The organism is Dyadobacter sp. UC 10 (assembly GCF_008369915.1).
GTDB lineage: Bacteria > Bacteroidota > Bacteroidia > Cytophagales > Spirosomataceae > Dyadobacter.
This window is the reverse complement of sequence record NZ_VSRN01000001.1, coordinates 1,052,020-1,072,843: the sequence shown is the minus strand read 5'-3', so window position 1 is coordinate 1,072,843 and position 20,824 is coordinate 1,052,020. Positions and strand designations below refer to the sequence as shown.

Below are 20,824 nucleotides of genomic sequence, written 5' to 3'. Positions count from 1 at the left end.
CATTACCATCTGATCAAAGCGGAGGCCCACGTAAACCCGCTTCCAAATGCAGCCAGGCAAAGCAGGTCCCCTTCTTTCAGCTTTCCTTCTTCCCAGGCCTCCGTCAATGCAATGGGTATGGAAGCCGCTGTCGTATTCCCAAATCGCTGGATATTATTGACAACCTGCGATTCTTTTAAACCTAATTGCTGCCTCACATAATCACTGATGCGGATATTGGCCTGATGCGGGACCAGCAGATCCAGATCGGCAGGAGTAAGGCCATTTGCTTCCAACGCTTCTCCGATTACCTCGCCAAACCGCACGATAGCATGCTTAAAAACGGCATTTCCATTCATGAAAACATTGTATCCGCCTTCTTCAAGCATCTCCTTGTTAACAGGCCGACCGACCCTGCTGCTGCCCGGATCACGGACATAAAGTTCCTCGGCGTACCGGCCATCGGCATGAAGGTGTGTAGATAATATACAGTGTTGGGGATTGTCCGTGGCGGACACAACTGCCGCTCCGGCACCGTCACCGAAAATCACTGCAGTATTTCTTCCTGCGGTACTTTTGTCTATCCAGGACGATTGTATTTCTGACCCCACCACCAGTGCATTCCTGTACATGCCCGACTTAATAAACTGATCGGCAATGGATAGCGCGTATACAAATCCTGAGCACTGCTGCCTGATATCAATCACGGGCTTACCTTCCATTCCGAGCTCCCTTTGCATTAAAAACGCGGATCCGGGGAAAAAGTAATCCGGTGTGATCGTGGCGTAAACGATCACATCAATTTCATTCGCGTTCAATCCTGCCCGATCCAGCGCCTGGCGTGAGGCTGCTGCGGCCATACTATAATTGGTATCCTTCCCGTGTTCAAAGTACCGGCGCTCCCGGATGCCGGTTCTTTCCTGTATCCATGCATCGGAAGTTTCCATCCATTTGGTAAGGTCTTCGTTAGTCACCACGTTTTCAGGGACATAGTAACCCAGGCCGGTTATTCGAGAAAATGTCATATATGGATTAAAATCTTATCAAAACTACGAAACACTTCGCTTTCTCACGTTTTCCAGAACAGACAGCAATATGTAAATAATCAATATAACAGGTATTGCCAGTATTTTCAAGGTCACTAAAAGTACTAAGGATGTGATAATCAACACAAATCGTGCCTCATTTCCTTTCCATCCGAAGTTTTTGAATTTCAATGCGATCAGCGGGAGTTCCATCACCAGCAAATAGGACATCACCACGGCCAGGATCAGCAGATTATTGGTATTTATAATAACATCTTTCCAGAAAGCGCCTTCCGTATATACAATAATGGGCAGCGAGGCTATAAGCATCGCATTGGCGGGAGTTGGTACGCCAATGAACGAGTCGCTCTGGCGCGTATCATTGTTGAATTTTGCAAGTCGGATCGCTGAAAAAACAGCCACAATAAACGCAGGATAAGCTTTCCAGATGCCCATCAGGTCGGGTATGCTTTGCATCAAAAGCTGGTAAAGAATAATGGAGGGGAGTAAACCAAAGGTCACCATGTCGGCGAGTGAGTCAAGATCTCTGCCGATCGCGGAGCTCACCTTTAGTATTCTTGCCAAAAAGCCGTCCAGGAAATCAAAAATCAACGCAACGCCGATCAGGATGCAAGAAATGATCAGATTATTGTGAAAGGCTTCGACCACACCAATGCAGCCGCAGAGCAGGTTTCCGCAAGTGAGTGCATTAGGTATATTTCTCCGGATCATGAGGCGGCGGATAAGGTATATTTATCTGAAAAAAGGATTGTTTTTCTTTTCAAAGCCGATGGTAGTAGGTTCCATATGCCCGGCATAAACCGTGTAATCGTCTGGTAGTGTGAATATTTTTGTGCGGATGCTTTCTAAAAGTGTGGCATGGTTTCCTCCTGGCAGATCGGTTCGCCCGATACTCAAACGAAACAGCACATCTCCGCCAATGACAAAACGGGCGGCATGGTTTACAAACGCAACGTGGCCCGGAGCGTGGCCCGGGACAAAAATGATGTCAAGATCTGTCGAGCCGAAACTGAAAATTTCACCCTCTTTTAAATAACTGTCAATCTCCGGTTCATCGAAGCCATTAAAACCATAATTGGAAGCGTATGTTTTAACCGCTTTGAGTAGCGGCTCGTCCAGTTGATGCAAGGCAAAAGGGATACTGTATTTCCTTTTCAGCGCCGCGACCCCAAGTACGTGATCGATATGGGCGTGTGTGTTGATAATATGAACCGGTTTCAGGTTGTTCGTATCTATGTAAGCCGCTATCTCAGCTATTTCGGCTTTATCAAAACAGCCGGGATCTATCATTACCGCCTCGCCCGAATCGTCGTGGAGGATGTAGGTGTTTTCAGAAAATGGGTTAAAAACGAAGCTCTTTACGCGTACCATATGTATCGGTTTGTCACATACTGATGAGCAGCGAAGTTACGAAAGACTTTGCAAACACGTTTGCCCGCGTGACACTGATCTGGGACTGAAAAACAAAAGCCGCGCTGCAAGAAAGGCAACGTGGCTTTTGTATGGCATTTACTTACTGAATGTTTTCCTCGCGGGCTGTTATTCTAATTCTATTATAATACAGTTTGGTTAATCCCTCGAAGCCGGAGTCAGTACCGACATAAAACCAGATCGCACCGCTTGCATTCGCCTTTATCATGAAAGGTTTGTCCGCATTTGTCCTTTTGACCAAAACGTAAGTAGTATCCTTGGTTCCGTTGGAAAGGTCTCCCAGCACGATACCATCTGCGCCGCTTTGCGATTGCTGTCCTTTATCAAGTGTGAAAGTATATTCCGTGCCCTGAAGTCTGGTCGCCGGTTCTCTCAGGGAAGCACCTGCTTTTACATACACAGAACTGGCCGGCGACCCGCCTGATCCTACGCTGCCTGCGGCTGCATTTGTTGCCAGATCGATGTCGAAAACGACGGAATAGGTTTCGTTCGGTTTAAAGCCTGTCACTTTCTTTTTTAGATACATGAATATATCATCGCTGTGATTATTGCTTTGAATCATGAATGCGTACTGAGAAGTATCCAAACCAAACGGAAGCCGCGGACGGCCTACTCTACGTGCGAGCGAGGAAGTATCCGTTTTTGTAGAGTATTCCGCAAAGCCGGGTTCCCATCCATCGAAGTCTGTTTCGAAGCTGGAATCAATTGTTGAAATGGCGTCCAAACCTTCATCATTGCAGGCCCACATGGTCAATGCAAGCAGTAAACCTGCGCCTGATATCCATTTTTTCATGGTTAAAGCTGATTGTTGATCAATAAAGTGTTTCTGCAGGAGCAGGTTTTCTGAAAGATAGTTGGATTAGCCTATTAAAAATATAGTGGGCCTTTTGTGCAGGTCGGGCTTGTTTGCTTTCCAGTTTTTGATACTCATTGTTTTAATGAATTCCCCGGCTCCCGTCACATCCGCTGCAATACAAAGCAGCGTATCGGGCATGCAGCTTTCCAGCACACTTTCCAGCAGCTGGTTATTCCGGAAAGGTGTTTCCATGAAAATCTGGGTTTGCTGCCGCTGCCGACCTTCGCGTTCCAGCGATTGGATCGTCTTTTTTCGCTGGATTTTATCAATGGGCAAATAGCCGTGAAACGCAAAGGATTGGCCGCTCATGCCCGAGGCCATCAATGCCAGCAGAATTGAGGAAGGACCAACCAGCGGAACAACTTTTATCCCAAGCCTATGCGCAATCTCGACGGCGACGGCACCCGGATCGGCCACACCCGGGCAACCAGCCTCGGAAATGATCCCGGCGTCACCCTTCAATCCTCTGAGCGCCTCAGCTGTTACATTTTCCGGTGTGTCCTTGGTAAGCTCTATAAATGTCAGGTTATCAATTACCTTCCCGAGTTTCAAGCTGCTGATAAACCGCCGTGCAGTCCTGACGTTTTCAACAAAAAAAACATCAAGGCCGGTGATTGCCCGGATTATCGCGGGGCTCAGCACTTCTCCCTCCGTACCTTCCGATAAAATGGTGGGGATCAAAAAAATATTTCTTCCCGGGTTACTCATAGCTATTCGCACTTATTGTTTTTTCCAACCAATCGAATGAGATTTGGATCATTAGGGTTACACAAACTTTAATAAAATGAAAAGGCTTTTTTATATCACCCTATTTCTATCCGTTCTTATATCCTGTAAAAAAGATAGCGTTGGTGACTTAGCAAGCATGGCAGATGTAAATTCGCTTGGCGGCAAATGGCATCTCTCCGAAATTGAAAAAGCTTCGATCGATAACCAAAATGTCTGGGAGCCCGTCGCGGCTGGCCAGTCCGACACCCTGGTCTTTCGCAGTGACGGTGTCATTCTTCAGACGGACGGACTTCCGATGTGCTGTTCCCCGAAATCGCTTTTGATTAATGGCCGGTTGATGGATATAAAACCCCAGTTTCCATTACCTGCAAATGGTTATTGCGCCACGGTCAATTGCGTATTCTGCCCGCTTTGGGAACTGACGGTAAGCAGCAACGAACTCATTATTTCTTCCTGCAACAGTACCAGGAGAAAATACGTCAGATAGCTTCATCCAAAAAATGCATAAGCGTAGCTACAAACGCTTTGGGCTGTTCGGCCTGAACCCAGTGGCCCGCTTCTGCAATCGTTTCAAGTTTTGCTTCCGGAAATAACTTTTGAATGCCTTCCAGGTCTTCGTCTGTTATATAGTTTGAATTTTCCCCGCGAATAAACAATACCGGTCCTTCTATCGGCCTTTCGGATTTAATTTCCGCTCCAACGTTTGCCATATCAGTTGTGAGGAGCGGCAGGTTAAACCGCCATGCAAAACCACCTTCGTCTGTTCTGTAAAGATTTTTGAGTAAAAATTGGCGTACCGGCAAAATAGGCTCATACTCGCTCAGGATTTCATCCGCCTCGTTCCTGCTTTCGATTTTATCAATCGGAATCGCATTCAATCCCTGTAAAATTTTCTTGTGGTGAATCGGATATGCCTTCGGACCGATGTCTACTATCACCAGTTTTTCAAATGTACCGGGATAGGTTACCGCATATTCCATGACTGTTTTTCCGCCCATCGAGTGGCCAAGTAATATTGGATTGGAAATAGCATGCTGCTGAATGAATCCTTCCAGATCCTTGGCAAGCGTCGGAAAATCCAGTGGCGCCTCATGTGGGGAGCGCCCGTGGTTGCGCTGGTCGACCAGAAATAGCTGATAACCCCGATCGGATATTGCTTTGCTGATTGTGAGCCAGTTATCCAGAAAACCGAACACGCCATGGAGAATAATCATCGGCTTTCCGCTCTCGCCGATCTTTTTATAGTTGAGTTGCATTGATCCTTTTTTAGTGTCAATTAATGCCGGTGGTATTTGATATTAACAAAAGAAGACTACAATTGTTCAGCAGGAAAGCTTTTGGTATAATTTTTTGCAAATCCCGTTAAAGACCGGCCAGATTTCATAACTGAGCATAGACTTTTTGAAATTTAATGAATTGTTAATATTACGTCCTGTCAGGCGTTGCCGATAACCAACTATCAGTCTGAAAAGGTGCTTTTAAATGTCCGAAAACGGGTTAACAGGCGCTTTAAACGGTTACATATTTTTAACAATCACCTCGACTGCAAATGTTGAATTATTGCTTCAATAAAATTGATTATTCCATCAAATCAGGCAGTTGCGTATAGTAGTATTGTATTTTAGTAGGATTTGTGTTTTTGTATCTGAAAATAAAAACTTATTATTTTGTGGTAATAAGGTGCTTTGCACCAGAGAATGATCCACCAATATTACAAACCTAATCATCAGATTTTATGACCAGGAAAAGTTTACTTTTCAGGACTGTGTTTACCGCACTGGTTGCTACAACTTTGTTTTTACTCGGGGGGCAACTACAGGCGCAGGTAACCACTTCTGCAATCAACGGAACCATCACCGATGCTACCGGCGAATTCCTGCCGGGAGCGACTGTAGTAGCGGTGCACGAACCATCCGGGACACAGTATGGTACAGTTACTACCGAAGCCGGACGATATAGTTTTCCGTCCGTACGCGTAGGAGGGCCTTATAAGGTTACAGTTACTTTCGTAGGCTTCTCGGAGCAAAGTAAATCCAACATTTTCGCGGAACTTGGTACGGCAAGCAACATCAATATCGTACTTACCGAGGGCGGGACACAACTGCAGGAGGTAGTGATCACCTCGGGGGCAGGGCAGGTTTTTAACGGTGAAAGAACAGGCGCGGCGACTTCAGTAAACAGCGAGCAGCTGAGAACTTTACCAACTGTAACCCGCAGTATCAGCGACTTTACACGTTTGACGCCACAGGCAAACGGTAACAGCTTCGGTGGCCGCGACGGTCGTTATAACAACTTCCAGGTCGACGGTGCGAATTTCAACAATGGCTTTGGTTTGAATGATAACCCGCTTCCGGGCGGAGGCGGATTGTCGCTCGATGCGATTGAAGAAATCCAGGTTAATATAGCTCCTTTTGATGTTCGCCAGAGTGGTTTCTCGGGCGCAGGAATCAATGCGGTGACCCGCAGCGGAACCAACAAGCTGACAGGCTCGGCCTACGGATTTTTCAATAACCAGGATTTACAGGGACGACATGTGGATGGCGATACCGTCGCGCGACCAAAGGCTACCAGCCAGACGCTCGGTTTCAGATTGGGGGGCGCGTTGATCAAGAACAAATTATTTTTCTTCGTCAATGCCGAACACATTAAAAAGACAGGCTCGGGAGTGGGCGCGGTGAACTTGTGGAGAGCATCTGAAAATGGTGTTGCTGACCCTAAGCAGAATATTTCCCGCACCACCAGAGCAGACCTGGAAGCAGTTCGCAACCATCTGATCAACCGTTGGGGCTATGATCCCGGTGCTTATGAGGGCTATGCAAATGACAATAGCGAAAAGACAACAAGTATCCTGGCCAGGATCGACTGGAATATCAATAACAAGAACAAACTGGCAGTTCGTTACAACCAGGTTGAAAGCTCAGTCCCGTCACTGGTGAATGCCAACTCCGGCGCCAACCCACGGACACCATTCGAAACAGGTCGTGTGAGCGCGCTTTCAATGGCTTTTGCAAATACGATGTATAACACGAAAAACATTGTACGCTCAGTAACAGCAGAATTGAATAGCGAAATCACACCAAAACTTTCCAATCAGTTCTTAGCTACTTACAGCCGGATCCAGGCAACCCGCAGTTCTCCAAGTTCGGAGTTTCCAATGATCGATATCGGTTTTGAAGGCGACAACCTGAGAGATCCGGCGATCACTACTTATCAGAATTATATTACAGCGGGTCATGAATTGTTTACATACGGCAATGACGTGCTGAACGATAATTTCAGCTTTATCAACAACCTTACTTACATTACCGGCAAGCATACTTTTACCGGAGGTGTGAGTTTTGAAATGCAGAAATTCGGTAACCGGTATTTGCGGAACGGTACTTCCTATTACCGTTATGCTTCTGTGGATGAGTTCCTTGCAACGGGTACACCTGCTGAGGTAGAGCCTCTGCAGTTTGCATTGACATATCCTTACGAAGGACAGGATCCCTATGCGCCTGTTAAGTACGGTTTGCCGTCGATCTACATTCAGGATAAATTTGATGTAAACGAAAGACTGACAATTACTGCGGGTATTCGCGCTGAAATGCCTGTTTTCCTGAACGATCTTACAAGAAATTCAGCAGTTGATACATTGCGTCTATTGGGATTGAATGGCAGCGAGCGCACTTACGATACAGGCTCATGGCCTAAAACACGGGTAATGCTGTCTCCCCGTATTGGTTTCAGATGGGATGCAAAGGGTGATAAGTCTCTTATTTTCCGTGGTGGTACCGGTATTTTCGCCGGTCGTGTGCCATTTGTGTGGCTCACCAATATGCCAACCGGACTTGGTGTAATCCAGAACGTAGTCGAGCCTGGGAGTTATGCAGCTTCTGCTCCGTGGATAAAGGATATCCGTTTTCAGCCTGAAAAATATTACTGGTTGAACAATACTCCTGAAAGTGCCCAGAATGTATTTATTAAAAACCCCAGAGCAGGTTTGCCAAGTACGTTATCGCTGGTAGATCCGGAGTTTAAGATGCCACAGATTTGGAGATCGAGCTTTGGTGTGGATTATAAAATCCCGGGAACACCATTCTCTTTAACGGGAGATGTGCTTTATACAAAAGATATTCAGGCAGTTTACCAGTTTGGGGCCAACAGAAAAGCGGCGACGCAGCGTCTGAATTACAGCGGAGATGATCGCGAATTTTACCCGAATTCCGCTTCATACCAATATAACAGCAAAATTGGCGCGAACTCGGTGAGCGTTTTGAGCAATACTTCGAAAGGGTATTCAGTAAATGCAACGATAGGGTTGACCATGGCGGCGCGTCGCGGGTTTTACGGATCGTTGTTTTATTCGCATACCACAGCAAAAGGGACGACGGATAACAGCGGATCCAACGCAAGTTCGGCATGGGGAGCTACTCCGAACATCAATAACCCCAATGACCTGAGCCTTTACAGCTCTGTGGATGCATTGCCAAACAGGGTTGTAGGTACATTGTCTTACAGGGTTGAATACGCCAATCACCTTGCCTCTACATTTTCCCTGTTTTACAGCGGATCCAATCAGGGCAATTACGGTAATACTATTCAGGGAAGATTTTCTTATGTCTACAATGGTGACCTGAACGGAGACGCGATCGGTGCGGATATGTTGTATGTGCCGCGCAGTGCTTCCGAGCTCAACTTTGATAATAATACCGTGGGCGAAGTAACATTCACAGCCGACGAACAGAGAGCCGCTTTTGATAAGTATATCGAGAACAATAAGTTTCTGAAAAGCAAAAGGGGTGGATATGCGGACCGGAATGGCGGTTTGATGCCGTGGCTTAACCGCGTCGATTTTAAATTCCTGCAGGATATATTTACGAATGTCGGCAAAACCAGAAATACATTGCAGTTGAGCCTGGATGTGATCAATGTAGGTAACCTGATCAGTTCAAAATGGGGTGTACGTCAGGAACTTATCTCAGGAGCTAATATGCCGTTGCGCCGCAAGAGCGTAGATGCGAACGGTGTGCCTGTGTTCACAATGAATACTGTTCAGATCGATGGAAAAACTGTTTTGCCAACAGGCGACATTTTCCGTAATCATACTACCACTGCAACTACATGGAGCATGTTATTGGGTGTGAGGTACCTGTTCTAAAATTCACCATTGAATAAACAGAAAGGCCGGGATCAGCATTTGCTTCCCGGCCTTTCTGTTTTAAATAGGTATTGATTTTCAAAAATTCACTCTGTAATCTTCTCTCTACTCAATATCGACTCCATTCCTGCCCGGTAACCTTCCACAATAAGTCTGGAAATATCGTCTGAATTGAAATGCTGCAGGTCCAGATACAAAGGTGCTACCGGCCTGATCACCGTTAGTTTCATCGGTTTGCCGCGCAATATGGAACGGTCGACGTAAGATTCCGCCCAGGCGATGTTACTATTGACGATCTGGTTAACGGTAATATCCCTGACCCTTTCCATCAATGTGATCAGATTTCTCGAGTTAATATCTTCGGGCTGGTAGAGCAGAGGGGAATGGCAGGCGATCAGGACAATTTCCGTGGCCCCGTCCTCGATGGCCTGGCGTGCCGGTGCAACTTCCCGTATTCCGCCGTCAAGAAAGAGTTGCTGGCCTATTTCCACTGCCGGCATCAGCATTGGTATAGAAGAACTCGCAAAAACGAAATCAATATAATCCTTGTCCGCGGGCGAAACGTATTTTATCTCGCCGCTATCAATATTCACGGCACCCACTTTCACCTTCACAGGCGTATTGTTGAGATATTCTTTGTTCAGATTTTTCCTGATCAGGTTATGCAGCGGCACCGGATCTACGATTCCGTCGAAGCGACTCATTAAGGTGTTCATGCCCAGCATAACCCGTGAACGAAGTGTCGAAATGTCCTGCGGTTGGGTAATGTTTTTGATCCAGAATTCCAGCAATTTACGGCTGGCAACCGACCAGTTGACAGTCTGAGTTTCGTGAAACTGCCTACCAGCCTCATTGGCCAGAAATGTGGTGTTCAATGCGCCGACGGATATTCCGTAGATCATCTCGGGTTCAAATCCGTTTTCCAGGATTGCCTGGATCACGCCCACCTGAAATGCCCCTTTCATAGAACCTCCTCCGAGGACGAGTGCTTTCATTTAAGTTAATGAGTTAATGAGTTAATGAGTTAATGACCGGGTTGCAGGTGCAATGAATGACCAAATGACTGAATGACTTCCTCCTTCCTCCTTCCTCCCTTCCTCCCTTTCCTCCCTCCCCAATTCTAAACATTTTCAAAACAAAATAGGTATAAACAGAAGATTTTATTCCAAATTTGAAGATTAGTGTTAGCGGGCGTGTTTCAATTTCAGTTTGTCTGAAAAGTTCGTCGAACATCCTTTTTATTTCCCGGGAAAATGGTCCCTTTTTCATGCATATGACCCTTTCAATAAAGGAAATCCAGCTTCCTATTGCAGACGAAATGAAGGCTTTCGAGCACAAATTCCGTCAATTTATGAAAAGCGATGTGATGCTCCTCGATCAGATTATGAATTACATCGTGCGGCGGAAGGGCAAGCAGCTTCGTCCCATGTTCGTTTTTCTCTCGGCGGGCGTTTGCGGTAACATTACAGAATCAACATACCGGGGTGGGGCGCTCATCGAATTGCTGCACACTGCCACGCTCGTTCACGACGATGTGGTGGATGATTCAAACTATCGCCGTGGTTTTTTTTCCGTCAATGCATTGTGGAAGAACAAAATTGCGGTGCTGGTCGGCGACTATCTGCTTTCCCGGGGCCTGTTGCTTTCTGTTGATCACGAAGAATTCGAACTGTTAAAGATCGTGTCGACTGCCGTGCGCGAGCTGAGTGAAGGAGAATTACTGCAAATAGAGAAAGCGAGGCGACTCGACATTAATGAAGAGGTATATTATCAGATCATCCGGCAAAAAACCGCTTCCCTGATCGCTTCCTGCTGTGCGGTGGGAGCAAGCTCCGTTGGGGCAGGCCAGGAAGTAGTAAAGCAAATGCACGCTTTCGGGGAAAAGGTAGGAATGGCCTTTCAGATCAAGGACGATCTTTTCGACTACGGTGAGGAGGAAATCGGCAAGCCGCTTGGTATCGATATCAAAGAAAAGAAAATGACCCTTCCGCTGATTTATGCGTTGAATCAATCGGGCTGGCTTGAAAAACGACGCATTATCAATATCATCCGGAACGAAAGCCACAAACCCGGAAAAGTGAAGGAAGTCATTGATTTCGTTAAAAATTCAGGCGGACTGCGTTATGCGCAGGAAGTAATGCAGCGATATGTGGCAGAAGCGCAGGTTATTCTCGGCCAGTTTGCAGATTCGCCCCACCGCAGGTCACTCGAACAGCTCGTTCAGTTCACGATCGAGCGAAGTAAATAGCAATTCCGAAAGATATTTCACCAGGAACACAGCTCGCCTAGACTCCGAGTTTTCTTAACTTTTGCAAAATATATAAGTTAGCATAATAATATAACTAGGAATTTAGTTATATTGGCGTACTCACTTTATGCAATTTGTTATGAGATTTTTCCTAACTACTTTTTTCGTCAATGCCTACATGCTGGCATTTGGTCAGCCGGTTATTGTCAGCAGCCATTCTGCCGAGGGCAAGCAATTACAAAAGAAACTGGGGTCGGATTTTTTCATCGAGACTGGTGTCATAGAGACGCCGCACAGCACAGTTTATAATTTCACCAAAGTCTGTGGTGAAATTATAGCCGGTGAAAAATATAAAGATGTGTACGTCAACGGGAGCGCGGTTGTAAATAAGCAAGGCAAACCGGAATATTTCTTCGTCTCAGTTACAAGTCCGTTTCAGTTTAAACCCAACAACCGAAGTGAGGAATTTGATTCTCTGGCTATCGTGTTGGCCACACATTTAAGACCATTTGTAGAAAGCTTCATTTCCAAGCGGACCATCGGAAGAAAGACGGTGGTAACCATGTCCTCAACGGCAAATATCAGGCCAGTAGTGCGAAGCACACGAGATTCAACAATCAGCTCAATTGATGCATTGTCTGAAATACAGGACACACTTGGCATCAAATATATTTCCCTGTCCAAAAGTTTGTTAACCACAATCCCGGCTGCCGTTTATCGCTTTCCAAATGTCGAGGCGTTGCTGCTGAGTGACAACGACATTGAATCAGTAGACCTGAATTTATCCCGCCTCCCTAAGTTGAAACAGATTGATATGACGGGAAACATCCTGCGAGATGGCTCTATCCGATTGTCAAAAAACAAATCGCTTAAAATGCTGATGTTGCAAAAAAATCAGCTTAATGACATTCCTAGGGCAGTTAAGCGTTGCAAAGGCCTGGAAATGCTTTGGCTGGGCAGCAATCGTCTTTCAAAGCTCAGGAGCAAAAGTTTCCGACGTACAAAATCAGTACTGGATCTCAATTTCTACAAATCCGGTCTTACAGTTTTACCAAGCGGCATTAAAAAGATGAAGCGGCTGGAAGTCCTTGACCTTTATTATAACAATCTCAAAAGTCTGCCAAAAACGATTACCAAATTGCGTAGCCTGACACATCTTGCAATCGCTCACAATCAAATTGAAGCCCTGCCCGCGGACATCGAAAAACTTTCCAAAGTACACACGCTTTACGCTCATCACAATCATCTGAGCAAGCTTCCCGAACGCTTCAGCAAAATAAAAAACCTCAAACTTCTCGACCTCGGATACAATTGGTTTGTCCAGTTTCCTGAGCCGCTGACCTCATTTGTGAATTTGCAGGAACTCGATTTATCGTCGAATAACTTCCAGGATTTTCCTGAACAATTGTTGAAAATACAGAAGCTTGAAAAGCTTTATCTGCGCGGAAATCCATTTATTAAACCCGGCTCCGATATCATGTACAGCAAGCAGCTTTCCGTTTTGAAAGACAGGAATATCGAGGTTTTTTATTAATACCTACCAGTTCCACCAATAAGTAAATTTCAACACCACCGCCCGGTTTTTCACCCGGAAATTTTCAGGCAGATAATTGTCTGTATAAACGATAAATAAGTCGGATGCGGGTTTATATCTCCATTGCAGACGCGCATTCAGGTTGATATTGTCGGCCTGATTGTTGTATTGCATGAAAGTGGTGAAAAAGAGCGTATTGGTAAAAGTAACGTCAACCCGCGGGCCGACCAGCCACAATTGCGTGCGTTTCCAGGGCTCAGGCAGTCGGATATCGTTATAATTTCCTGCCATCGTGATCGCCACATAAGGCTGCACACGGTAGCCCAGTTCAGCGCGGAGATTGTTCCGATGCCCGTTCTGGTAATAACCTCCGAATATCCCTGATGCCAGAAATGTGAGCCGGTTTTGCGGTCCCGAAACGATATCAAACCCGGTGGCTTTCCAGTTGTGGACGCTGCCTGTTGGCAATGTAAAGCTGCCCAGATTGGTCGGATCAAAAGGGCGCAGCAAACGAATATCATAGCTTGCGCCCCAAACTGCGATCGTAGCGCGATTGATGAAATTAATATTGTAGGAGAGGGTGAATTCCTTATCACTGACCTTGAATTGGTTATCCCAATACACATTGCTGACCAGCTTTGGGCCGTGACTGATAATCTTCGGGGATTTTATAAAAAACAGATATCCAATGTTGGGACTGATTTTATAATAACCCATTCGAACCGCATTAGGCACATACCCAACTTCTGCATTGTAATTCTTGCCGACGTATTCGTGCTGCCATTGCCAGAAAAAGTTAGCCTTATTGAATTTGAGATCTGCTGCGTGCGTAAAATCGTTGCCCGACTTGCCCGGCGTAAACGATTTCAGGAGCATTACCTTACCTGTCCAAAGGTTTTTGGCACTTGCCAGGTTAAATTCCGCACCGACGTTTCGGTTATATTGATTGCTGCCTACGTGGCGCTCTGCCACAAAGTTGGTTGCATCTTTATTCACAAAAATGAACCGGATATTGGAGCGCGCCAGCACCTGCCGCTGCAATGCGAGCACTGCATAATTGTTTCGCGGCGTAAGCGTATCATTAGATCCCGTCTGCACATCAAGCAAACCCACACGCCAGTTTTTGTTGATTTTTCCACTCACTCTCGCCCCAAACTGAATAGGTACGCCCAAACCAATACGGCGGGAAAAAAATGGACGGATACTTGCATAACCGAAATTGGCGAACAGGTCAGCATTTTCAAGAAAGAACTGCCGGCGTTCGGGGAAGAAGAGTTCGAAACGGTCCAGATTGGTTTGTTGTACGTCTACGTCGACTTGTGAAAAATCAGGGTTGACGGTCAGGTCGAGGTTTAGCGACGGTGTCAAGCCTACTTTCACATCGCCACCAATCGCAGGCTTGTATTTCGGGTGCGCGTCGGTAACGTAATCCTTTGTCATCCGCGTCGCTGCGTAAGGGATCACGGAGATATTCGGGCCGGGATTCGGTGGAGGAGTATCCCAGACTAGCACGCCGGTGTAGGCCAGTGAAGCAGAGGGAAATTGCCTCGGTACCGGTGCCCAGGCCGATTTTTCCGAAATAGTGAGGTCCTGTCTGCTGAAATTGATTCCCCAGCGGGTAATGCCCGGCTTGTAACGAATGCTTTTGAATGGAATAGCCGCTTCCCAAACCCATTTGTCATCGTCGTTTTTTACGGCACTGACCCACTTGTTGTCCCAGCTCAAATCCACTGTTCCGCCATCTCCCTGCTGTCCGTCCCAGGGCGCGCCGGCTGCATTGGCCCCAAAGGAAAATCCGTTGGTGCGGTCGTCAAAAGTGTCCATGAACAACAGGAAATTATCGTTTTTACCAAAAGAAAAATCCCTTTTGAGCGATTCGACGACTATTGCTCCTTTAACCGGCTTATAGTTGATAACCAGAATGTAAAGATTGTCTTTGTCATAACACAGCTTTACATCTGTCATCGCCCGTGAATAGCTGGTGTCCATGGGCGTGATCATAAAGAAGTTATTGGCAGTTTCCGCCGCCGACCATGCCATATCGTCGGCCACTCCGTCTATTTTCAGATCAGAGACTGCGGAATGAATGTGGTATTGGTAATTCTCGTTGGGTTTCTGAGCAGCACTTTTAAAGATGATTAAACAGAAAAAAAGGCAGGTTAGGGTTGCGTTGCGTAACACTTTTTAATTCAAGATTTAGGATTGATTGTGGGTTCGCTAGTCCCGGAACCACTTGGCATCAGCGTAGAATGTTCCGAAAGGAACCAAAGAAGACAAAAACGATAACATCGACTTTTTAAAGGACCAGCTTTTTTCAACTGCCACCTGGACGAGCAGCACAACGAACAGTACGAAAAGCACTCCGTGTGCCATTCCGACAGTTTTTACAGCCTGCGGAAGTCCCGCCAAATATTTAAGCGGCATCGCGATGCCAAGCAATACGAGATAAGAAATTCCTTCGACAAAAGCGATGATCCGTAAACGGCCGAGGGGAGATTTAACCAGTTCTAAAATCATATATGTATTGATTTATTAAAATAGTACATTTTTACTTAAAGATACACACAGAAGCCTTTCACTGCATTCGTATTTGCATTTAAGACATAAAAAAGGGTTCAGTTTGATCCGAACCCTCCTCGTTATATCATGTATGCCTAGACAGTCACAACTTTTGATTTTGCTTTCGGAGCTGCTGCCGAAGCAGATTCTTTGTTTCGCATTTTGATGAAATCTTTGAACCTGCGGATCGTTGCCATGGTGAAGCCGATGACCAGTACGAAAGTACCCAGCCAGAGAATGTTGATCAATGGCTTTTCGGTCGCTTTCATGACGATAAAGTCACGCTGGGTGGTATTGACACCGAAAGTAAACTGTCCGGTTTGCGGGTTGATTTCCTGGAACTGCATACGCATTCCCAGCTCATTGCTGGTCTCCGGCTTGCGGGCTACCATTCTGTCGCGGATCACAAAAGAAGGCGTGATCACGAATTCCTTGTCTTTATCGAGAATGCGCACGATCGCTTTCACCGCCGCATCGCCTTCGCCTAAGGTTACGCCTTCCACTTCTTCCGTCCTGACTACATTGTCGAGAATGGCAACGTAATCGTTTACAAAGAAGGTATCGCGCAGGTTAACGGTAAAGTTCTCAGTCTGGCTCCAAACCGGCTCGGCGGTCGGGTTGGTAACCATTGAAACATAAGTGTACAAATCCTTATCGACTTTGCGCTGAATATCCGGCGACGAAACAATACCGCCCATTCGCGGATTGATTTGTACGCGCGGGAAAAGGGTGAATATCCTGCCGGAAGGCTCGCGGTATTCAATTTCGTAGTAGAAATTCTCCGGGAAAATCTCTATCGTATCTCCTTTTGAATTGTACTTCTTACCATCCACTTCGATATCGCGCAATGCTACTGCGTGGAAATCGCCTTCGATAATATCGACCCAGCTCTTGGGAATGTATCCCGGAATGTGGCGCGGCTCCACGCGGACATCACGCCAGGTGAGCATATAGTCGCCCATTTTCTCGGCCTTATTGAGCCAGAGCGTGATATTCTCTTTATTTTCTTTATTGTCGTTACTGGTAAATTCTTCGCTTCGCGAGATCATCAGACCGGAGTTGTTGATCGAAACAACACGCGTGTAGGCGGAAGAAAAGAGGATTCCGACAAGCATCAGTGCTACACCAATGTGCGTGATAGCGCCTCCCGAAAGTCCGTAGTTGCCGCGGATAATATTGATCAGAATCGTCCCGTTAGCTACAATTGCGAAAATGGAGGCAGTAAGCAGGACAATATACTGGATATCTTTTACGCCTTTGAAAGTGATCACGGCAGCACTGATCAGTAATGTGATCAGCAAGGGATTGTAGAGCGCCTGCAAATTGCCTTTTCCCGTTCTTTTCCACCAGAAATACTGGCCTACACCTGTGAGGACGATGATCAGGGAGAAGAACCAGAGCTGGAATTTATTGTAATGCGCGATCTGGTCCGCAGGTAAGGCCATATTCAGTACTGTGCCGAATGCTTCCGCGATCTTGTTGTAAACCGGAATGGAAGTAGTCGCAAGTATTTGAAAACCCGACAAACAAAGTAGCGTAGCACCAATAAAAATCCAGAATTCCTGAGAGTAAGTAGAAACTTCTTCCTCGTCACTCGGCAGTGATTTCCAGCGATAGATTAACAATCCGATTGCGACTATCGTGAATGTTAACAAATAGATCAGCAGCTGGCCCGACAAGCCCAAATCGGTAAATGAATGCACCGATGCATTTCCCAAAACCCCGCTCCTTGTCATAAATGTAGAGTAAAGGATCAGGATAAATGTCGCGATGGTGAGTATAAAAGAGGTTTTCAATGCGGTCGCATTTCTTCTCGCGATGATCATCGTGTGCACAGCTGCTACCAGTACAATCCAGGGCACGATCGACGAGTTTTCAACAGGATCCCAGTTCCAGTAGCTACCGAAATTGAGCGTTTCGTAAGCCCAATAGGCACCCATCAAAATACCCACTCCCAATACCAAAGCAGAAAAAAGTGCCCAGGGCAATGCAGGGCGAACCCAGTCCTGGATTTTTTTAGTCCATAACCCGGCAATCGCAAAAGAGAAAGGTATCAGGGTAGAAGCAAAGCCGAGGAACAGGGTAGGAGGGTGGATTACCATCCAGTAGTTCTGTAAAAGCGGATTCAGCCCGTTGCCGTCTTTGGGGATAAAATTCGGATCCATTTTATAAACCGGCAGGTCGGGCATTACTTCTTTTAATAGCAAAAATGGAGTAGAGCCGATTTTAACATCCAATCCCGGAATCACTACACCCAGTATCATGGAAGTAAGAAACGCCTGAACCAGTGCAAAAACCGTCATCACCGGCGCTTCCCAGGATCTGTTAGAGAATATCAGGATACAGCCTAAAACCACATTCCAGAAAATCCAGAGCAAAAAGCTTCCTTCCTGATCCTGCCAGAAACTGGAAATCGTATAACCTGTGGGAAGGGAGAGCGAGGAATTTTTCCAGGCGTAGTGGTATTCAAAGTAATGGTTGCCGATGATCCAGTAGAGCGAAAATACCACGCCTATCACCGCAGCCACGTGCACGTAAAAGGTAATGCGTGCAAAGCGCTTCCAGGTCAGGGTTTCTTCAATGCTAGCCGCTGCAATGCCCGATTTGAAATAGGCAAAAGTTGCAAAGAGCGCACTAACAAATGCAATAATAACCAGCAGGTGTCCTGCACTTCCTATTGTATTGTGGATCATGATTTCGCGGCTGTATGTTCAGTGGTTTCCATCTTCCCGTTCTCGTATTTCGACGGGCATTTCATCAGAATCTTTTCGGCGGAAAATGTGCCGTCTTTCATTTTTCCGACAACCACCACTTGTTCTGACTTGTCGAAATCCTGCGGCTTTGAATTTTTATAAACCACCTTTTGCTCCACATTGTTATTATCTACCAATGTAAAAACAAAGAGGTTAGGGTCGATTTCGGGTTGATATTCCATCTCTAAAATCTGGCCCACTGCGTCTTTTTTCAGCTTGCCGACAACGTGAATGCTTTCTTCGTCGCCATCCTGCGCCATTTCACGGGCTTTGTTGAAATCGACATAAGTACTTGCGTCTCCGGCAGTTGACACAATAATTCCTATTGCAACGGCTATAATCAAAAGGCCGAATATCTGGATCTTTTTCATCGGGTTATACTACTTGATATTTAATTCCTTTTCAATTTTTTTAAGCTTGCTGTCTATTCTGAGCATATTGACAGCGATTCCTGCGAAAACAACTGCTATCACAGCAACCACGACCCAGATCTTTCCATCTTCCCGCAGCTTATCGGCCATGGGAACTGCCTGTTCGGAAGCCTGTGCAAACAGCTGATCTGAGATAAATAAAAGAATAGTGAAGAAGAGAAGGATACGTTTCATGGTATTTCGTGAGTAGCTTAAAATCTTAACGAAATTTTGATTTGAATTGTTTACAAAATTTTAAAATAGCCTTAATGCGTAACGTGGCTGGCCGAATCCGGCATTTCTTCACGTACTCTGCTAATGCGTTTCATACGGATACGCAGCTCGGCAAGCCAGAGCCCTAGCAGGATGTAACCGATCACAGCCGGATAAAATACCCTGCGGATGCTGTTGTCAAAGTCATAGGATCCGAAAGTGCTGTTACCGCCGCTTCCCGGGTGCAGGGAATCTGTCAGCCGGGGAAGGATGTAAATGATCGGGATAAATACCGCGAAAGCGAAAATGTTATACACCGATGAGATTCTTGCTTTGCGCTGCTCATCTTCGAAAGAGCTTCTCAATAACAAATAGGCGAGATAGATCAGTATTCCTACTGCGGCGCCATTCAGTTTCGGGTCATTTGGCCAGGGATCACCCCAGGTATAATTGGCCCAGATCGAGCCGGTAAGGCAGCCGAGAATACCGAAAAATATAGCAGACTTTGCCAGTTCACTCGCAATATCATCGTCATTGATCCTTCCTTTGATCAGATAGCGGACAGAAAAAACCATGGAAACTAACAGCAGGGTAGTCATCGCCAGCCAGAGTGCCACGTGGTAGTACGTATTACGGATACTTTCGTTGATGATGGCCAGGTGCGGCACCTCGCCCATTAACCCCATCACGATCACATAGAACATGATCACGATAAAAAGGATTTTCCACCAGATCTTTCTCATTTTGAGTCTTGTTACTAAAATTTTAACCCTGCACGCCTGCGAAAATCAACTTCTCCATAAATAAGGAAAAAGCAGGTAGCTAAGTGTTATTACTATGAGATCAATAGATAATAGTGTGGTGATTTCGTCCGTGCTAACCGACCAGTCGAGGCCGTCGAGCGCGTTTTTGGCCAGCTTGATCGTCATCAGCAGCATGGGCAGGATAATAGGGAAACTGAGTACGGCCATTAAAGTGGCGCTGTTATCTGCTTTGGAAGCAATGCCGGCTATTAATGTCAGAACCGAAGCAAAACCGATCGCTGCAAGTACTATACTGATTAAATAAAGACCAATATCGCCCACCGGATTTCCCATTACCAGCGAATAAATTGCGAATCCAATACCCGACAACGTTAACATAATGAGTGAGTTGTAAATGATCTTGGATATAATGATCGCTTGCGGGCTGCATAAGCTGTAATAGTAGATCAGCCGGCCGTAGCGTTCCTGCGAAAAGCTTTTAGCAACTGCATTGACGGCGGTGAACAATATAATGATCCAGAATAAGGTATTCCAGACGATTGGAGTGAGCTGATTTCTGCGCAGACTGAAACTGAGGTAAGCCACGAAAACAGTGCTGACCACATATAGCAGCATACCGCTGAGCGCATATTTCTGCCTCCATTCCAGCGTTACTTCTTTCCAGATAAGGGTTCTGATCTCGTTCAAATCTTGCAATCGGCTATGGGCGGTCTGCCCCTGCGGGATACTTGTAGATCCGGAAATCGTTACAAAATGATTCCTCGTTTCGAGCTGCAAAAATACGACATAAAGGCCGAGGGAAATAATAAAACGGTCAGGATTTTGGCTGATCAGGGACAAGCACAGGCTATATTCCGTCCGGAAATATTTGAATTGCGGGTGGATAGTGCTTTATTTGTGGTTTAAATAAAATGAATCTAAATAAGGATAGATGCAGCCGAGAACAGTATCACAGCTTCGTAAAGGTGAAACAGGAATTATAAAATCCTTTACAGACCGCGATATGTCCTTGAAATTGCTGGAAATGGGCTGTCTGCCCGGCTCGGAAGTAAGGCTTGATGCAATTGCACCTCTGGGCGACCCGATTTGCATTAACGTGAGTGGTCAGTACAGCTTGTCGCTACGCCTGAATGAGGCTTCCGTGATTGAGTTAGAGTAGGTT

Annotated in this window: 19 protein-coding genes; 5 read left to right on the top strand and 14 right to left on the bottom strand. The window is 46.1% G+C overall.

All coding sequences use genetic code 11. The features are described from left to right. Positions 1-2 precede the first annotated feature (2 nt). The 5 genes from FXO21_RS04090 to FXO21_RS04070 form a co-directional block, all read right to left on the bottom strand. On the bottom strand, positions 3-1,004 hold the full coding sequence (locus FXO21_RS04090; protein ID WP_149638895.1) for a 3-oxoacyl-ACP synthase III family protein: 1,002 nt from the start codon (positions 1,002-1,004) through the stop codon (positions 3-5). 24 nt (positions 1,005-1,028) lie between these two features. Then, positions 1,029-1,736 carry a CDP-diacylglycerol--serine O-phosphatidyltransferase gene (gene pssA / locus FXO21_RS04085; protein WP_149638894.1) on the bottom strand — a complete coding sequence of 236 codons (708 nt, stop codon included), beginning with the start codon at positions 1,734-1,736 and terminating at the stop codon, positions 1,029-1,031. Between the two features lie 21 nt (positions 1,737-1,757). Next, positions 1,758-2,396 carry an MBL fold metallo-hydrolase gene (locus FXO21_RS04080; protein WP_149638893.1) on the bottom strand — a complete coding sequence of 213 codons (639 nt, stop codon included), beginning with the start codon at positions 2,394-2,396 and terminating at the stop codon, positions 1,758-1,760. Between the two features lie 142 nt (positions 2,397-2,538). After that, positions 2,539-3,249 (bottom strand): hypothetical protein, encoded by a 711-nt coding sequence (locus FXO21_RS04075; RefSeq protein WP_149638892.1) that lies wholly within the window; start codon positions 3,247-3,249, stop codon positions 2,539-2,541. A 66-nt stretch (positions 3,250-3,315) separates the two neighbouring features. Continuing rightward, entirely contained in the window at positions 3,316-4,020 is a 705-nt protein-coding gene (locus FXO21_RS04070) for an SAM-dependent methyltransferase (RefSeq protein ID WP_149638891.1), read from the bottom strand. 76 nt (positions 4,021-4,096) lie between these two features. Here FXO21_RS04070 and FXO21_RS04065 point away from each other — a divergent pair, with 76 nt between their 5' ends. After that, complete coding sequence (locus FXO21_RS04065; protein WP_149638890.1) at positions 4,097-4,528, top strand: hypothetical protein; 432 nt, start codon at positions 4,097-4,099, stop codon at positions 4,526-4,528. Here the strand turns inward: FXO21_RS04065 and FXO21_RS04060 are convergent. Then, the gene (locus tag FXO21_RS04060; RefSeq protein ID WP_149638889.1) at positions 4,521-5,297 is read right to left on the bottom strand and encodes an alpha/beta fold hydrolase; all 777 of its coding nucleotides are present in this window, start codon (positions 5,295-5,297) and stop codon (positions 4,521-4,523) included. The genes FXO21_RS04065 and FXO21_RS04060 overlap by 8 nt on opposite strands. A gap of 479 nt (positions 5,298-5,776) precedes the next feature. Here FXO21_RS04060 and FXO21_RS04055 point away from each other — a divergent pair, with 479 nt between their 5' ends. Beyond that, entirely contained in the window at positions 5,777-9,181 is a 3,405-nt protein-coding gene (locus FXO21_RS04055; RefSeq protein WP_149638888.1) for an outer membrane beta-barrel protein, read from the top strand. A gap of 86 nt (positions 9,182-9,267) precedes the next feature. Here FXO21_RS04055 and FXO21_RS04050 read toward each other — a convergent pair whose 3' ends face one another. Continuing rightward, positions 9,268-10,176, bottom strand: coding sequence for a patatin-like phospholipase family protein (locus FXO21_RS04050; RefSeq protein ID WP_149638887.1), 909 nt, complete (start codon positions 10,174-10,176; stop codon positions 9,268-9,270). A gap of 278 nt (positions 10,177-10,454) precedes the next feature. Between FXO21_RS04050 and FXO21_RS04045 the strand changes: the two genes are divergently transcribed. Beyond that, positions 10,455-11,429: a polyprenyl synthetase family protein gene (locus tag FXO21_RS04045; RefSeq protein WP_149643362.1), complete on the top strand. Its 975-nt coding sequence runs from the start codon at positions 10,455-10,457 to the stop codon at positions 11,427-11,429. Between the two features lie 139 nt (positions 11,430-11,568). After that, entirely contained in the window at positions 11,569-12,963 is a 1,395-nt protein-coding gene (locus FXO21_RS04040; RefSeq protein WP_192579165.1) for a leucine-rich repeat domain-containing protein, read from the top strand. Positions 12,964-12,966: 3 nt separating this feature from the next. On the opposite strand, the gene FXO21_RS04035 is transcribed toward FXO21_RS04040, so the two are convergent. The 7 genes from FXO21_RS04035 to FXO21_RS04005 all read right to left on the bottom strand — a co-directional run bounded on the left by FXO21_RS04035 (position 12,967) and on the right by FXO21_RS04005 (position 20,358). Further along, positions 12,967-15,144: a DUF5916 domain-containing protein gene (locus FXO21_RS04035; protein WP_149638885.1), complete on the bottom strand. Its 2,178-nt coding sequence runs from the start codon at positions 15,142-15,144 to the stop codon at positions 12,967-12,969. Positions 15,145-15,180: 36 nt separating this feature from the next. Continuing rightward, positions 15,181-15,480: a DUF3817 domain-containing protein gene (locus tag FXO21_RS04030; RefSeq protein ID WP_149638884.1), complete on the bottom strand. Its 300-nt coding sequence runs from the start codon at positions 15,478-15,480 to the stop codon at positions 15,181-15,183. 137 nt (positions 15,481-15,617) lie between these two features. Then, entirely contained in the window at positions 15,618-18,215 is a 2,598-nt protein-coding gene (gene ccsA, locus FXO21_RS04025; RefSeq protein WP_149638883.1) for a cytochrome c biogenesis protein CcsA, read from the bottom strand. Continuing rightward, positions 18,212-18,646 carry a cytochrome c maturation protein CcmE domain-containing protein gene (locus FXO21_RS04020; protein ID WP_149638882.1) on the bottom strand — a complete coding sequence of 145 codons (435 nt, stop codon included), beginning with the start codon at positions 18,644-18,646 and terminating at the stop codon, positions 18,212-18,214. The genes ccsA (FXO21_RS04025) and FXO21_RS04020 overlap by 4 nt, the downstream gene beginning before the upstream one ends. Before the next feature lie 9 nt (positions 18,647-18,655). Beyond that, the gene (locus FXO21_RS04015) at positions 18,656-18,880 is read right to left on the bottom strand and encodes a CcmD family protein (RefSeq protein WP_149638881.1); all 225 of its coding nucleotides are present in this window, start codon (positions 18,878-18,880) and stop codon (positions 18,656-18,658) included. A gap of 71 nt (positions 18,881-18,951) precedes the next feature. After that, entirely contained in the window at positions 18,952-19,641 is a 690-nt protein-coding gene (gene ccsA, locus FXO21_RS04010) for a cytochrome c biogenesis protein CcsA (RefSeq protein ID WP_149638880.1), read from the bottom strand. Positions 19,642-19,686: 45 nt separating this feature from the next. After that, positions 19,687-20,358: a heme exporter protein CcmB gene (locus FXO21_RS04005; RefSeq protein WP_409014829.1), complete on the bottom strand. Its 672-nt coding sequence runs from the start codon at positions 20,356-20,358 to the stop codon at positions 19,687-19,689. Positions 20,359-20,593: 235 nt separating this feature from the next. On the opposite strand from FXO21_RS04005, the gene FXO21_RS04000 reads away from it, so the two are divergent. Then, positions 20,594-20,821, top strand: a complete 228-nt coding sequence (locus FXO21_RS04000; protein ID WP_149638879.1) for a FeoA family protein — start codon at positions 20,594-20,596, stop codon at positions 20,819-20,821. Positions 20,822-20,824 lie beyond the last annotated feature (3 nt).